Consider the following 16,239-nt stretch of genomic DNA (forward strand, 5'->3'; position numbering starts at 1 on the left):
AGACTAATATTCTGAATAAAAAAATTTTTTCAAGTTTCTTTGCTTGCATTTTACTAAAATTTAGACGTACCTGTTCATTGTGTGACCTGGTAAAATCTCAATATGATAGTATGCAACCTATATATACCAATTTGAATATTAATCACTTTCATTACTCACAATTGAGTTGCTTAATAGTCTAGCACTTACTAACAGAACATGTGTTCGTGTAATTATTATAAAACGTCTCTCTTTAATTTGCAAGTACTCATGCATAGCTCCTTTATTTATGCTAATATAGTTACGTTAAACTTATTGTATTGAGGCGATAATATTGAATCCAAAAGTAAAAGGTATTATTGCTATCTTAATTTCTGCTATTGGATTTAGTTTTATGTCTGTATTCTTCAGACTTGCTGGAGACTTACCTGTCTTCCAAAAATCTTTAGCTAGAAATTTAGTAGCTATGTTTATACCTCTATTTTTTATCATAAAATATAAGCAACCTATATTTGGTAAACTGAGTAGCCAACCTTTATTGATTTCACGTTCTACACTAGGTCTCATAGGAGTATTACTGAATATATACGCTATTGACCATATGGTACTTAGTGATGCCGATACACTAATGAAATTGAATCCTTTCTGGACAATTCTCCTAAGTTTAATCTTTTTACATGAGAAGGTTCGTAAATATCAAATATCAGCGATGATTATCGCTATATTAGGTATGTTACTCATTGTTAAACCTGAATTTTCATCATCAGTGATTCCATCAATAGCCGGCTTATTTTCAGGTATAGTTGCTGCGTCAGCTTACACATGTGTTCGTGCACTTAGTACACGTGAAAAACCTTATACAATTGTATTTTATTTCTCATTATTCTCAGTTGTTGTCTTAATACCATTCTCAATTTTCACATTTGAACCTATGACAACTGTCCAAGTTTTATACTTGCTTGGTGCAGGTTTATCTGCAGCTGTTGGACAAATAGGTATCACGCTTGCATATAGCTTTGCGCCTGCTAAAGACATTTCAATCTTCACATATGCTTCAATAATATTCACAGCATTATTTGGTTTCATCTTATTCGGAGAAACACCAGATATGTTAGCTACTTTAGGTTATGTTGTTATTATTAGCGCAAGTTACTATATGTTTGAAAAGGCACGACGAGAATCAAATATAAAAGAAAGTTAAAGGAGCTAAATTAATGGCACAAGGACGTCAAAAAGATGAACTTCAAGATATTACTTTACTAGGAAATCAAAACAATACGTATGATTTTAATTACAGACCAGATGTTCTAGAAACCTTTGATAACAAGCATCAAGGTCGTGACTACTTCGTCAAATTTAATTGTCCAGAGTTTACATCGTTATGCCCTATTACAGGCCAACCAGATTTTGCAACAATTTATATTTCATATATCCCTAATGTCAAAATGGTTGAATCTAAATCATTGAAACTATATTTATTTAGCTTTAGAAACCATGGTGACTTCCACGAAGATTGTATGAATATAATTATGAATGATTTGATTGAACTTATGGATCCTCATTATATTGAAGTTTGGGGTAAATTCACACCTAGAGGTGGCATCTCAATTGACCCATATACAAACTATGGCCGTCCTAATTCTAAATATGAAAAGATGGCTGAACATCGTTTGATGAATCACGATATGTATCCTGAAAAGATTGATAATCGATAAATACCACTATCCTCCATTAAAATTAAATGTTTAATGGAGGATTTTTGTTATAAAAAATTATTTTCAAATTTGATAAAAAAGTATTGCACTTTGACGCGTTAAAGCGTATTTTATTTATATTGATTTATTTCTACACATGCTTATAATTAATCAAATAAAGACACATATTATCTTATAAATGTAGTAAAATCTATAAATTGACTGAATATTCATATTATTTTTATTTTTTGAAAATTGTTGAAACTTATTATTTACAATAGTACAATCATTTTTAAACAATTAAATATGGTATTAGGGGAAGAAAGGATGGGATGATATTATGACAACGAATAATTCCCATGAGCAAGCAGTTCAAGAAATACCTCAACATGGATTCTTTGGGCATCCTCGAGGTTTAGGCGTACTCTTTTTCGTAGAGTTTTGGGAGCGTTTTAGCTACTACGGCATGAGAGCGATGCTTATTTTTTATATGTATTTTGCGATACAAGATCATGGACTTGGAATCGATAAAACTACGGCAATGTCTATCATGTCTGTATACGGGGCTTTAATATATATGTCTTCTATTCCAGGAGGTTGGATTGCGGACAGAATTACAGGGACACGTGGTGCAACTTTAATAGGTGCAGTTTTAATAATTATCGGACATATCTGTTTAAGTTTACCATTTGCAATGTTTGGCCTATTCGCTTCTATGTTCTTTATTATTGTTGGTTCAGGTTTAATGAAGCCAAATATTTCAAATATTGTAGGTCGTTTGTATCCACAAAATGACGTGAGAATGGACGCAGGATTTGTTATCTTCTATATGTCTGTTAACTTTGGCGCACTTGTTTCACCTATTATTTTGCAACACTTCATTAATGTTAAAAACTTCCATGGCGGATTCTTAATTGCTGCTATTGGTATGGCATTAGGTTTAGTTTGGTACGTATTATTTAATCGCAAAAATTTAGGTAGTGTAGGCATGAAACCAACAAATCCACTATCACCAACTGAAAAGAAAAAATACAGTATAATTATAGCGATGATTACAGTAGTTATAGCGATAGTAGTTATCATTTCTTACATAACTCATACACTATCATTCGATTTAGTTAGTAATTCAGTACTCGTTTTAGGTATTGCATTACCAATTATCTATTTCACTACTATGATTCGCAGTAAAGAAGTAACTGATATTGAACGTTCACGTGTAAAAGCTTTTATTCCTTTATTTATTTTAGGTATGCTTTTCTGGGCAATACAAGAACAAGGCTCTAACGTATTAAATATTTATGGTATAGAGCATTCAGATATGAAATTAAATTTATTTGGTTGGAAAACAAACTTCGGTGAAGCCATCTTCCAATCAATAAATCCTTTGTTTATCTTATTATTTGCACCAGTTGTATCTGCAGTTTGGCAAAAATTAGGTAAACGTCAACCTAGCCTACCAATGAAATTTGTTATAGGCGCTTTAATGGCTGGCGCATCATATATTATGATGGGTATTATTGGTAATATTTACGGAAACGCGCATTTCTCAGTAAACTGGGTAATTCTCTCATATATCATATGTGTCGTTGGTGAGTTGTGTCTTTCTCCTACTGGTAATAGTGCAGCAGTAAAATTAGCACCGAAAGCATTCAATGCTCAAATGATGAGTTTATGGTTATTAACAAACGCATCTGCTCAAGCATTTAATGGTACATTAGTTAAATTAATAGATCCATTGGGTCAAACGAATTACTTCATTTTCTTAGGTGTTACTACAGCTGTAATTACATTTATTATTCTTGCATTCAGTCCTAAAATTATAAAAGCGATGAAAGGCATTCGTTAATCGTATCTCTAGCTACAAGTCGATTATTTTCGACTTGTGGTTTTTTTATTTTATAATAGTTATAATTTCTAATTATTTGCTTTTGTTACTCGAAAAAGGGTAACCCTTAAACTAAGAGAATTTTACGAAAGTAGGCATTCAAAATGGAAAATAAATATAACCATGGTGTCTTGTTTTATCATGAACATAGTGGCCTAAAAGATATATATGAAGGACTTGGTGAGGTGACTAAATCACTTAGTTCAATGTGTAAGCACTTATCAATTCAGTTAAGTGAAAACGAAGGCGACATTATCAAATACTGTGAATCTATTAAGAATGATAAATATGGTTCAGAAATAGATATATTATTTATTTTAGGTGGAGATGGTACTGTTAATGAACTGGTAAACGGTGTCATGCAACACGATTTACAATTGCCAGTGGGTATTATCCCAGGTGGAACATTTAATGACTTCACTAAAACATTAAACTTAGACTCTAACTTTAAAAATGCAAGTTCCCAATTACTTTCAGCACAAGTTGGTTCATATGATGTAATGAAAGTTAATGATACTTTTGTCCTTAACTTTGTTGGTTTAGGGCTAATAGTTCAAAATGCTGAGAATGTCCAAGAAGGTTCTAAGGATGTTTTTGGCAAGCTAAGTTATATTGGATCAACAGTAAAAACACTAATGAATCCTAGTAAATTCAACTTTAAGCTCAACGTTGATGGAAGAGAAGAAACTGGTAATACCTCTATGCTTCTTATAGCTAATGGCCCAAATATCGGTGGCGGACGCGTTCCTTTAACTGACCTCTCTCCTCAAGATGGAAAAGTTGATACGTTTATATTCGATGATCAAAGTTTTAGTATTTTAAATGATATTTTTAAGAAAAGAGATAGTATGAATTGGAATGAAATTACTGAGGGCATAGACCATATTCCAGGTCAACATATTGCTCTATCCACTGAACCTAATATGAAAGTCGATATAGATGGTGAGATTAGTTTAGAAACACCTATTGAAATTGAAGTTTTACCTAAAGCTATACAACTTCTTACCTTTCCAGAATTTGGAAAATCATAAGTTGATTTATTTAGGCTAAGTATTTGATTTAAATAAAGTTAAGTATTTACTCGCAACTTCATGAATATAAATCAATTTTAAATAAGAAAACATAAAGTTTTGAATAATAGTAAACGGCAACCTCTATTGAAATAACAATTAGAAGTTGCCGTTTATATGTTTTATAAAGAAATTCTAGTTACCTAAGAAATAATCTTCAACGTCTTTCCAACCACTTACACGGTCAAATCTATCATCATTTATGTTATGAGATGCTGTAAACATAATTGATTTACCTTCAAAAATCTCCAGTTGCTTTGGATTATCATCTATTAAATAATCAGCATTCACAATATTTTTTCTCCCACAAAATACAAAGTGTTGTGGGTTTAAGAATGGGAAGAATTCTAATAACCATTCATATTTATCATGAAATGATGTTGGCACATCCATTGCTGCTGTAGCTATATATACGTCATAATGATGATTTAATTTTTCAACTACGTCTTGAGCGTGTGGCATCACTTTCAAACGTCTAAAGAAACCTGGCTCTCTTAATATTTCAGTCACTAATCCTTCATGTTCAGGCATCATATGTTTTAATTTTTTACCATTTAAAGATTCGATGGAAATCCCAAGATTTGCTCTCTCATTTACTGCATCAATAATTTCACCTAGCGTATCAGCTAAGACTTCATCCATATCTATAGCTATTTTCTTTCGAGACATTCTAAAGTACACTCCCTAATGATTTTGAAACTTAAATACATGATTTAGTATAGCAAATATTAAAGTGTAGCACAGTATTCATTCAAAAATCTTCATTCTGCACTACACCCTTTTAACTTTTAAATATATAAATATTAGAACATCTTAATAATTGAAGTCTTTTAATACTTCTAACATCTTCTTATTTTGTTCAGGAAATCCAATCGTAACTCTTACACCATCCGGAAAAGGTCTAGTAATACATCCTACCTTTAGTAACTCATCATATAACGCTTTACTATTGTTGGTTTTTACAAAGATGAAATTAGTTTGACTTGGTAAAAAGTGCTTACTTTGAGGAATTTGATAAAATTTCTCACGTTCTATAGCATTTTTATGAGTAATTTCTTTCAAATACGCTTGGTCTTCTAGTGCAGCAATTGCTGCATATTCTGAGATTCTAGTAACGTTGAATGGTGGTCTAATGATGTTCCACTTTTCAATAGCATCAGAAGAAGCAACTACGTAACCTACTCTTAATCCAGCCAAGCCATAAGCTTTAGAAAATGTGCGCAGTAAAAAAGCATTCTCAAATGTTTCTTGTAACTCTAAAGTGTTAGGAAAATCTGGTGCAGTTACAAATTCAACATACGCTTCATCAATTAATACCGGAATATGACTCGGCACACGTTCTAAGAAATCATTTAGCGTTTCTTGATCAAAATATGTACCAGTTGGGTTATTAGGATTACATAACCAAACTAGAGCTGTATGATCATCAATACTTTGTAGGATACCTTCTAGATCAAACCCACCCTCTTTAAGTGGAACTTGAACAACCTCGGCTGACTCGACGATAGCATTATGATAGTACTGTCCAAAAGTAGCTTCACTCGTCACAATTTTATCTCCAGGTGTTAACACCGCTCTTGAAATCATTAATATCACTTCATCAAGACCGGCACCAAATAAAATACGTGATTCGTCGACATTTAAATGTTTACTAATAGCTTTTCTTAGACTTGGTGAGCCACTTTCGGGATAATAATATAGCTCATCTAAATGTTGCTTGATTGCTTCTTTGGCTTTTGGCGTAGGTCCATATAAATTTTCATTTGATGCTAATTTGAATAATTCACCCTCAATCCCATACTCTTTTTTTAATGCTTCTGGAGAAAGACCAGGTTCATATGCACATAATTGATTTAACTGACTTTTCATAGTTGAGCATCCCCCTCTAAATTGACTGAAATTTTCAAAAAATTAATATTAATTATAAACAATAATGCATTTTAAAATCAATGAACCTTTAATGGCTGATAAATAAAAATTCCTGACATTTCATCGTGTCAGGAATTCAATAAATATTATTTAATTAACCCTTCTTTTTTCAAATAATCTTTGGCTACTTTATAAGGATCTTGCTTTTTAACTGTTACTTTGTAGTTCATTTCTTGCATTTGTTCATCTGTTATTTTTCCAGCTAATTTATTCAGTGGTTTCTTAACTTCAGGATGTTCTTTAAGGAATTTTTCTTTAAACATTGGTGCACCTTGGTAAGGTGGGAATACGTGTTTATCGTCTTTCAACACAACCATATTATATTGTTTTAATTCAGCATCTGTTGAATACGCATCGATTAAATTAATGTCTCCTTTTTCAACAGCTGTATAACGTAGCTTTGGTTCCATTGTTTTCACATTAGAAATATTAAGATTATACGCCTTTTTAACGGCTTTAAAACCATCAGGACGATCGTTAAATTCTAATGTAAATCCTGGTTTAAGTTTATCTTCAACCTTTTGTAAATCGCCGATCGTCTTAATATTATTTTTCTTTGCAAAGTCTCGTTTAACTGCTAACGCATACGTATTATTATATTTCATTGGTTTAAGCATCGTCATGTGATCTTTCTTCTCTAAACTTGTCTTTGCCTGTTGATATACTGCTGGTTCTTTTTTAGATTTTAAGTCTTCTTTAGTAAGCTCACCTAACACAGTACCCGTAAACTCTAAATAACCATCTATATCATCAGATTTCAAGGCATTAAATAAAAACGATGTTTTACCCATTCCGTCTTTAACATCAACAGTGTCATCTGTTTCATCTTCAATTAAGATTTTATACATGTTAGTAATAACTGAAGGTTCTGAACCTAATTTACCCGCAAGCTTAATCTTGTCACCCTTTTGTGCAAACAGCGGAATTACAATTGCCAATAAAATTACTAGTACAATTGCACCAAGAGTAATTAAAATTTTCTTATATGAAAGCTTCTCCATATATCTTAATATTAAATCGAAAATAATAGCTAATAAAGCTGCTGGAATCGCACCAATTAAAATAAGTGAACTATCATTACGATCAATACCTAGTAAAATAAGATCCCCTAAACCACCAGCACCAATAAGTGCTGCTAAAGTAGCAGTTCCGATAATTAATACCATTGCAGTACGTATACCTGCCATAATAACAGGCATCGCAATAGGTAGCTCTACCTTCGTAAGTCTTCTAAATGGTTTCATGCCAATACCTTTAGCCGCTTCAACTAAAGATGGATCTACTTCTTCTATACCAGTGTATGTATTACGCAATATAGGCAGCAAAGCATATACAACTAAAGCAATGATTGCAGGCACTCGTCCAATTCCAAATATTGGTATCATCAGACCTAATAATGCTAGAGAAGGAATAGTTTGTAATACCGCAGCGATATTCATTACAATCTCTGATATTTTTTTAGTTTTCGTTAATAGTATTCCTAAAGGTACTGCAATAATAGTTGCAATTAATAATGCGATAAATGAAATTTGGATGTGTTCAATAATCGTAGAAAGAAGTTGTCCTTTTCTATCACTTAACGTGTTTAGAAACTCATGCATGTGTGACGTTCTCCTTTCTTTCAGCTAAATAGTTGAAGATGTCTTCACGTTTTAGTAAATACTGATTTTGATTGTTACTATCATTAACAATAACAGCATCTGTTTGTGCTAGAAGATGATAAATGTCCTCTACTTTCTGATTCTCATTCACTTCAGGATAACTTGATGTATCTGACATTCCTTCTAAAGGACGATGTATATTTAATTCTTTAATTTTTATATTAGTCAGTCTGTTTTGAGATTGTTGTTCAAGGTGACTTCCCATAAATTGTTTTACAAAGTCAGTTTGAGGATGATCTTTGAAACCTTGTGGTGTATCAATTTGTTCAACATGACCATCATTTAATAGGCAAATTCTATCTCCCAATTTCATTGCTTCTTGAATATCATGTGTAACAAAGACAATAGTCTTTTTAATTTTAGTTTGTAGCTCAATTAAATCATCTTGTAATTTTTCTCTACTTATAGGATCTAAGGCACTGAATGGTTCATCCATAATAATAACAGGAGGATCTGCTGCTAAAGCTCTTACCACACCCACACGTTGGCGCTGTCCACCTGACAATTCATCAGGTTTTCGGTTTTTAAATTTTTCAGGTTCTAAACCAACCATATTTAATAATTCGTCTACACGTTGATCGATATCTTTATCTTTCCATTTCTTCATTTGAGGTACTTGTGCAACATTCTCTTTTATAGTCATATGTGGAAATAAAGCAATTTGTTGTAAGACGTATCCAATGTCCCAACGCATTTCATATACTGGGTAATCACTAATAGGTTTATCTTTAAAATAAATATATCCTTCACTTAATGGAATTAAGCGATTAATCATTTTAAGTGTTGTCGTTTTTCCACACCCTGATGGTCCAATTAACACGAAAAATTCCCCTTCTTTGATATTAAAACTTACATTATCTACTGCTGTATTATTCCCATATCGTTTCGTAACATTCTTAAATTTAATCACAATTTCACCTTCGTTCATTCTACTAAAAGTAGACAATTTTTAATCTATATTCCCTATTAAATCACTTTTAATGAGAAAATAACATTTTATTAAGCTTTATATTATTGAATTTTTCAAATTTTCTACACTTATTAAAAATAGTATATGAATCAAATATACTTATGGGCGTTTTAGAAGAGAGTATTTTATTTTTGCAAATTTGATATCGTCAATAGTTCAAAAATTACGCGTTAATTTAAAAACAACGACAAAATCTAGATAAGATAGACTTTGTCGTTGTTAGGATAATGTATTATATACTTGTTTTATAGGTCTGTATTTTTTCTAAAAACTTTGGACAGTAATGCTTCAATTTATAGCTTCCTACTCCATCTATTGAAATCATTTCTTGTTTAGTTTCTGGTTTACGTTTCGCAAATTCTTCAAGTGTATAATCAGAAAAAATATTCACTGGAGGGATATCTAATTTATCACTAAGTTGTTTACGTACTTCAACAAGTTCACTATAAAGTGCGCGATCGATACCTTCGACCGTATTGATATAAACCTTTTCTTTGCTTTTTTGTTTAAACGGCGTAGTATAAACTTTCGTACTATCATTAAGTAAATCTTTAACTGAAATATCACATATGAGGATTTCATCATTTTCATTGAGATAACCTTTAAAACGTAACTCGTCAATTAAATGCGCTAATTCAGATGTAGTGTAGTTTTTCATCAACCCATGAGTTGTAAGTTGATCGTAATCATTGTATTTTATATAGTCTGTAATTTCGCCTCTTAATACTTGGATAATAACGCTATAGCTCTCTTGTTGTTTCATTCTAGCTATACAACTTATTATCATTTTAGCTTCACGTGTCATATCATATGTTTTATTTTCTTGTACACAATTACTGCATTGATCGCATTCTTCTAAATTTTCATTTGGTTCAAAGTAATGCACAATCGTTGCCTCGAGACATTTCTTAGTCTTCGTATATTGAAGCATTTTAGTAAGTTTTTCACCCATTTTATCCTTATAATCATCATCTGCTTGTGAAACAGTAATAAAATACTCATGTAAGCCCTTATCTCGTTCACTAAATAACAGGATACATTCACTTTTTAAACCATCACGACCAGCACGTCCAGCTTCTTGATAATAAGATTCTATATCTCCAGGCATATTATAATGAACCACATAGCGCACATTTGATTTATCTATTCCCATTCCAAAGGCATTTGTAGCGACAACCACTTCTACACGATCGTATAGAAAATCGTTTTGCGCTTCTTCACGTTCTTTATTTGTGAGACCAGCATGATAAATTGTACTTTTAACGTTTTCATTTTCTAAAGCTTCATTTAACTCTTCAACCTGTTTACGAGTTGAACAATAAATAATACCTGCTTGCCCTTCATGACTAGTCACGTAGTCCACTACAAATTTTTGACGTTGGTACGTAGGGTTCACTCTGAAAATTAAATTGCGACGTTTCGTGCTCGTCTTAATTTCGTCATGTTTGCCGATGTTTAACTTTTCCATAATATCCTGTTGAACTTCAGCCGTAGCGGTAGCTGTTAACGCTACAATCGTGAAATCTTGAGGTAAAGAAAATACTCTGTGAATAACACTTTGATAACTTGGTCTAAAATCATGACCCCATTTAGAAATACAATGTGCTTCATCAAATGCAACTAAATGAATATTAACTTTTCGAAGTAAATTTAAGAAATAAGAGTTCTCAAATCTCTCAGGTGCTACATATAAGAATTGAATGTCACCCTGCTTAAGTTCTTGTTCAACCTCTTTTTGTTGCTTCTGAGTCAGACTACTGTTTAAATAAGCAGCTTTGATGCCCATCGCTTTGAGCTGATCAACTTGGTCTTTCATTAATGAAATAAGTGGACTTATAACAATCGTCGTGCCCCCAAGCATTAGTCCTGGTACTTGATAGCATATTGATTTACCGCCACCGGTTGGAAGAACTCCAAGCGTATTGCGATGGTCTAATATTTTGGTTATAATCTCCTTTTGTCCAGGTCGAAATGTTTCGTAACCAAAATAATGCGATAAAGTTTCTTGCATGATTTCATTCCCCTTATTGTTCTTTTATTTCCTCAAGTTCACTCCATCTTGTGATGTCTGCTTCATATGTTTGTTCAAGTTGTTCTTTTTCTTCATTTAGTTCTTTGATTTTGCCATAATCCGCACTAGCGGCTACCATTTCTTCATCAATGACTTCCAATCTTTCTTCCGTCTCTTCAATACGTGTCATAATTGTTTCGTATTCTAATTTTTCTTTATAAGATAACCCTGATTTCTTTCTTGTTTGCGCCTGTTGTTTAGATTGTTGTGCAGATTGTTTAGCTAATGATGTTTGCCTATCTTGTTCTTTCTTATAAGCCTCATAATCTTCAAATGTACCTTTGATTTTTTCCATGTAACCATCATGAATATACCAATACTCTTGTGCAACTTTGTTAAGAAAATATCGATCGTGACTAACAGTTATTACAGAACCACCGAAATCATCGATATAATCCTCTAAAATAGTGAGCGTTTCAGTATCTAAATCGTTTGTTGGCTCATCTAGTAAAAGTACATTAGGTTTATGTACTAAAAGACGTAATAAATAAAGTCTTTTTTGTTCTCCACCGGATAGTTTATAAATTTTCTTACCATGAGTAGAACTTGGAAATAGGAATCGCTCTAATAATTGAGTGACAGAAATCGAAGTTCCATCTTTCTCTTTAGCCACTTCACTTTCTTCACGTAAATAATCAATCATTCTAATGTCGCGATTTAACGTTTCCTCTGTTTGCTTAAAATAGGCTACCTTAACAGTCTGCCCAATCTTTAACTCTCCATCAAAGTCATGGTCCTCATTACTTAGTATATTTAGTAACGTTGTTTTACCTGCACCATTAGGCCCTACAACGCCTATGTGTTGCCCACTTTGAATAATTTCAGTAATATCTTTAAATAATACTCTGTCTTTAATCGACTTCGTTACATGGTCTAATTCATAAACTTGTTTACCAAGCCTAGAATATGCAAGGTTCAATTCTCCTTTATCTTGAGAATGGTGACTCTTTACTTCTGATTCAAGATCATTAAATCGGTTAATACGTGCTTGTTGTTTAGTTGTTCTCGCCTTAGCTCCCGCTCGCATCCAAGCTAATTCTTGTTTATATAGTGCTTTTTGCTTTTGCTGTTGCTTTTGTTCAATTATCTCATTTTCAGCACGCATTGCTATGTAATCTTCGTAATTACCTGGGTATGCATTTAACTTCCCTCTATCTAATTCAATGATACGAGTAGATACTTCATTTAGGAAATAACGATCGTGGGTTACAAATAAAACAGTATGCGGGTATTGTTTTACATAATTAATTAACCAGTTAATGGACTCAAAATCTAAATGGTTTGTGGGCTCATCAAGTAGCAATAAATCTGGTTGTTCAATAAGCGTCTTAGCTAGAACAACACGTTTTTGTTGACCACCTGAAAGCTCTCGAACATATTTATTAGTATCATTAATACCTAATTTTGATAATATCGTTTTAATTTCAGCATTATAGTCCCACGCTTCATTCCTATCCATTGCTTCTTGCGCACGCATCATAGTATTTAATTTTGTTTCACTTTGATCAGCTGCATAAGCATTTACAGCACTTTCGTATGCTTTAATAATACTTAATGTAGGTGTGTCCGAACTTAATACTGCTTCAAATACTGTCATATCTCCATCTAAATCTTGCTTCTGAGATGAATAACGTATTCGATATTGATTAGGGTGAGTAATATCTGCAGTAAAATCTTCATCTATGCCACCGATAACCTTGAGTAATGTGCTCTTCCCTGTACCATTAATTCCTACAAGACCAATTCTTTCATGTTCTGAGATAGATAAATTTAAATTGTCGAATATGACTTTATCTGCATAGGATTTATTTAAATGTTCAATTTTATATGCTTCCATGCTTATCTTCCTTTTCAAATAAAGAATATTGTCAACTATCGAATTTTTAAAATAATTTTGTTAAGCTTAATTCAGTTCTATATATTATACACCTTTTTAGACTTAAATGATACAAGGAGACATACTTATGGCACAATTCTTTGAAAATCTGCCACCATATATTCAAGCACTCACAGCTGGTATCATCACGTGGTTATTAACTGCGCTTGGTGCGGCAGCTGTTTTTGTGTTTAAGAAGGTAAATGATAAAGTTTTAAACTCAATGCAAGGTTTTGCAGCAGGTATTATGATAGCGGCAAGTTTTTGGTCGTTATTAGAACCTGCTATTGAGTCGAGTAAAGGAAGTTCGGTTCCATGGCTTCCTGCTGCAATAGGTTTTATTCTTGGTGGCTTCTTTATTCGAGCATTAGATTACGTTATTCCTCATATTCATCAAAATGCTCAAGATAAAAATCAACAGCGTGAAGGTGTGAAAACATCACTCGGTAAAAATACATTACTTGTATTAGCAATTACGCTACATAATATTCCCGAGGGATTATCAATTGGTGTAGCGTTTGGAGGCATTGTCTCAGGTAATGGACAAGCCACTTTCTTAGGTGCAATAGGTCTTGCTATAGGTATTGGTATTCAAAATATTCCTGAAGGTGCTGCATTATCCATGCCAATCAGAGCTGCAGGTGCTTCTCGATTGAAATCTTTCAATTATGGGCAAGCTTCGGCTATTGTTGAGCCTATTTTTGCAACAATTGGTGCAGCTGCTATCTTAGTTGTAAATCCCGTTTTACCTTATGCATTAGCCTTTGCCGCTGGTGCGATGATCTTTGTCGTCGTTGAGGAACTTATCCCAGATTCTCAATCTAGTAATAATACCGATTTAGCTACAATGAGCTTAATGATTGGGTTTACGATTATGATGATACTTGATGTTGCTCTGGGTTAGTTGTATTTAAGTTACATTAATTAATTTAGATTAATTTTTGCTTATATAAAAAAGAGGACTATCAGATAAATTGTTTCGCGATACGCGAAGAATCTGATAGCCCTCTTTTTTTGTGAAATGGAAAAATCTGGATTGAGTAAACTTGGTTTAGCTACTCAATCCAGATTGATGTGTAGTATTATTTTTTCTCGTTACCTTTAGGACCTGTTTTGTATTCATACTTAGATGGGTTAATTTTCTTGAAGTCAGGATTTTTGTAGAATCTGAATAAGTCACCGTTAAGAACGCTATCACTCATTTCAAGATCTTTCTCAACTTGTTTCTTATTCTTGTCGAAGTCCTTAGGTTTCTTCGTTAGTAATTCATTATCTTTATTTGAGTAAAGTTTACCATTTACGTATTTATAATCTTTAGTAATAAAGTCACCGTTTCTAAATGGTACAACATCATTATGTTGTTTAGAGAACATGTCTGTACCAAACATTAAGTAGTTCTTACTGTCGATACCTACTAGGTGCAGAATTGTTGGCATAACGTCCATTTGGCCAGCATACTCTTTATTTACGCCACCTGATTTACCAGGTATTTTCAACCAGAAACCAGTACGGTTTAAATCAGTAAATTTAGCTGGAGTGATTTTCTCACCTAATAGTTTTTCCATAGCGTTGTTATGATTTTCAGAGATACCATAATGGTCACCGTAAATCATAATAACTGAATTATCGTAAAGACCTTTTTTCTTAAGATCAGTAATGTACTCTTCTAAAGCTTGGTCAAGATAATGTGCTGTTTGAATATAACCGTCTACTGTTGTGTCACCTGTGTTAGGTTTATCAATTGATGCATCTTTTTCATCCAATGTGAATGGATAGTGGTTCGTTAATGTAATCATATGAGAGTAGAACGGTTTTTTCATTTTAGATTGATAGTCAGCTGATGCTTTAAAGAACGGTTTATCTTTAAGACCAAGGTTAACAATATTATCATCAGACATATCAAAATATGTTGCATCATAGAACTTATCAATACCAAAATGTTTGTACACTTGGTCACGGTTCCAGAATGTTTTATAGTCACCGTGCATTACGTTTGAAGTGTAACCTTCTTTTTGGTCTAAAATAGCTGGTAATGATTGATAAGTGTTATCGCCTTTAAGTGAATATGCAGAACCTTGTGGTAATCCATATAAACTATTATCCATAGTAAACTCGGCATCGGATGTTTTACCTTGTCCAGTTTGATGGAAGAAGTTAGGGAAATAAGTAAAGTCTTGTTTACCACTTGATAATTTATTCAAGAATGGGGTAACTTCTTTACCGTTTACCTTTTTGTTAATTAAGAAAGTTTGGAAACTTTCCAAGTGTATTTTAATAATATTTTTCTTTTTCGCTACACCATAATACTCTTGATTTGGTTCAGTGCGCTTTTGCTTTGTATAATTTAAAACTTTAGTTAAATCATCTTCAGAAGCAAGTGCCTTTTGTTGATTGTTTTGGATTGTTTTTACGCCATCATAAACAGTAAAGTTATAAGGACCTAAGTATTTAACAAGATATTTATGGTCAAATGTTCTAGTTAATAATTCAGGTCTATCTGTTTCTGCAAATGCTAAGTTTAAAAAGAATAATGCCACTGAAGCTGCCATTACAACTGGAACAAATTTCTTACTAAATGCTCTTGTATCCAACCAATTACGTTTAAAAATTAAAATAATAAGGTAAATAATCGTATCAATGAAATAAACGAAGTCGTACCATTTAAATGATGCTCCGACAGCGCCACCCATTGATTCAACGTTACCTGCTTGGTTCAATGTGCTAAATGTTAAAAAGTCTGAGAAGAATCGGAAGTATACAACGTTTGCATAAAGTAGAAACGTTAATAGGAATCCCCCAATAAACATGAACCAGAAAGCTTTCTTACCTTTAAAGAATAAGAACACACTCAAAGTTAGTGCAATTAAACTATAAGGATTCATAAGTAATATTAAGTTTTGAACTAATCCCTTAACACCTAAAGAAAAATCAACATAATATGAAAAATACGTCTTCAAGGTAATCGTGAATACCGTTAATAAGAAGAACGCAAAAAGACTAATTTTCTTTTTGGGTAAACTCATGTTTGTTTCCTCCGTTAATAGTAATAAATCATTTTTATACATTTATCACAATGTTTAATAATCAAATAAAAAATTTCAAAG

The 16,239-nt window shown here is 32.6% G+C and carries 12 protein-coding genes; 5 read left to right on the top strand and 7 right to left on the bottom strand.

The features are described 5' to 3' along the window. The first annotated feature begins 313 nt into the window (after window positions 1-313). From MHI13_RS15695 to MHI13_RS15710, 4 genes are all read left to right on the top strand, one after another. Window positions 314-1,180, top strand: coding sequence for a DMT family transporter (locus MHI13_RS15695; RefSeq protein ID WP_064210456.1), 867 nt, complete (start codon window positions 314-316; stop codon window positions 1,178-1,180). A gap of 13 nt (window positions 1,181-1,193) precedes the next feature. After that, window positions 1,194-1,694, top strand: coding sequence for a preQ(1) synthase (queF, locus tag MHI13_RS15700; protein WP_002452724.1), 501 nt, complete (start codon window positions 1,194-1,196; stop codon window positions 1,692-1,694). 319 nt (window positions 1,695-2,013) lie between these two features. Continuing rightward, a complete protein-coding gene (locus MHI13_RS15705) occupies window positions 2,014-3,519 on the top strand; it encodes a peptide MFS transporter (RefSeq protein WP_064210455.1) in 1,506 nt (501 codons plus the stop codon). Between the two features lie 143 nt (window positions 3,520-3,662). Next, on the top strand, window positions 3,663-4,589 hold the full coding sequence (locus MHI13_RS15710) for a diacylglycerol/lipid kinase family protein (RefSeq protein WP_064210454.1): 927 nt from the start codon (window positions 3,663-3,665) through the stop codon (window positions 4,587-4,589). A gap of 174 nt (window positions 4,590-4,763) precedes the next feature. Here MHI13_RS15710 and MHI13_RS15715 read toward each other — a convergent pair whose 3' ends face one another. The 6 genes from MHI13_RS15715 to MHI13_RS15740 all read right to left on the bottom strand — a co-directional run bounded on the left by MHI13_RS15715 (window position 4,764) and on the right by MHI13_RS15740 (window position 13,102). Beyond that, the gene (locus MHI13_RS15715; RefSeq protein WP_002433463.1) at window positions 4,764-5,297 is read right to left on the bottom strand and encodes a 5' nucleotidase, NT5C type; all 534 of its coding nucleotides are present in this window, start codon (window positions 5,295-5,297) and stop codon (window positions 4,764-4,766) included. A 144-nt stretch (window positions 5,298-5,441) separates the two neighbouring features. Next, on the bottom strand, window positions 5,442-6,497 hold the full coding sequence (hisC, locus tag MHI13_RS15720) for a histidinol-phosphate transaminase (RefSeq protein WP_064210453.1): 1,056 nt from the start codon (window positions 6,495-6,497) through the stop codon (window positions 5,442-5,444). Between the two features lie 146 nt (window positions 6,498-6,643). Then, entirely contained in the window at window positions 6,644-8,158 is a 1,515-nt protein-coding gene (locus MHI13_RS15725; RefSeq protein ID WP_340761485.1) for an ABC transporter permease/substrate-binding protein, read from the bottom strand. Then, the gene (locus MHI13_RS15730; protein WP_064210451.1) at window positions 8,151-9,128 is read right to left on the bottom strand and encodes an ABC transporter ATP-binding protein; all 978 of its coding nucleotides are present in this window, start codon (window positions 9,126-9,128) and stop codon (window positions 8,151-8,153) included. Before MHI13_RS15730 ends, MHI13_RS15725 begins: the two co-directional genes overlap by 8 nt. A 292-nt stretch (window positions 9,129-9,420) precedes the next feature. Further along, window positions 9,421-11,202 carry a DNA helicase RecQ gene (recQ, locus tag MHI13_RS15735; protein WP_193750984.1) on the bottom strand — a complete coding sequence of 594 codons (1,782 nt, stop codon included), beginning with the start codon at window positions 11,200-11,202 and terminating at the stop codon, window positions 9,421-9,423. A gap of 10 nt (window positions 11,203-11,212) precedes the next feature. Then, complete coding sequence (locus tag MHI13_RS15740; RefSeq protein ID WP_193750983.1) at window positions 11,213-13,102, bottom strand: ABC-F family ATP-binding cassette domain-containing protein; 1,890 nt, start codon at window positions 13,100-13,102, stop codon at window positions 11,213-11,215. Window positions 13,103-13,223: 121 nt separating this feature from the next. Here MHI13_RS15740 and MHI13_RS15745 point away from each other — a divergent pair, with 121 nt between their 5' ends. Further along, window positions 13,224-14,039, top strand: a complete 816-nt coding sequence (locus MHI13_RS15745) for a ZIP family metal transporter (RefSeq protein WP_064210448.1) — start codon at window positions 13,224-13,226, stop codon at window positions 14,037-14,039. 178 nt (window positions 14,040-14,217) lie between these two features. Here MHI13_RS15745 and ltaS read toward each other — a convergent pair whose 3' ends face one another. Beyond that, complete coding sequence (gene ltaS / locus MHI13_RS15750) at window positions 14,218-16,158, bottom strand: polyglycerol-phosphate lipoteichoic acid synthase LtaS (protein WP_002433215.1); 1,941 nt, start codon at window positions 16,156-16,158, stop codon at window positions 14,218-14,220. Between the last annotated feature and the right edge of the window lie 81 nt (window positions 16,159-16,239).

This window comes from Staphylococcus sp. FSL K6-0223, assembly GCF_038008285.1.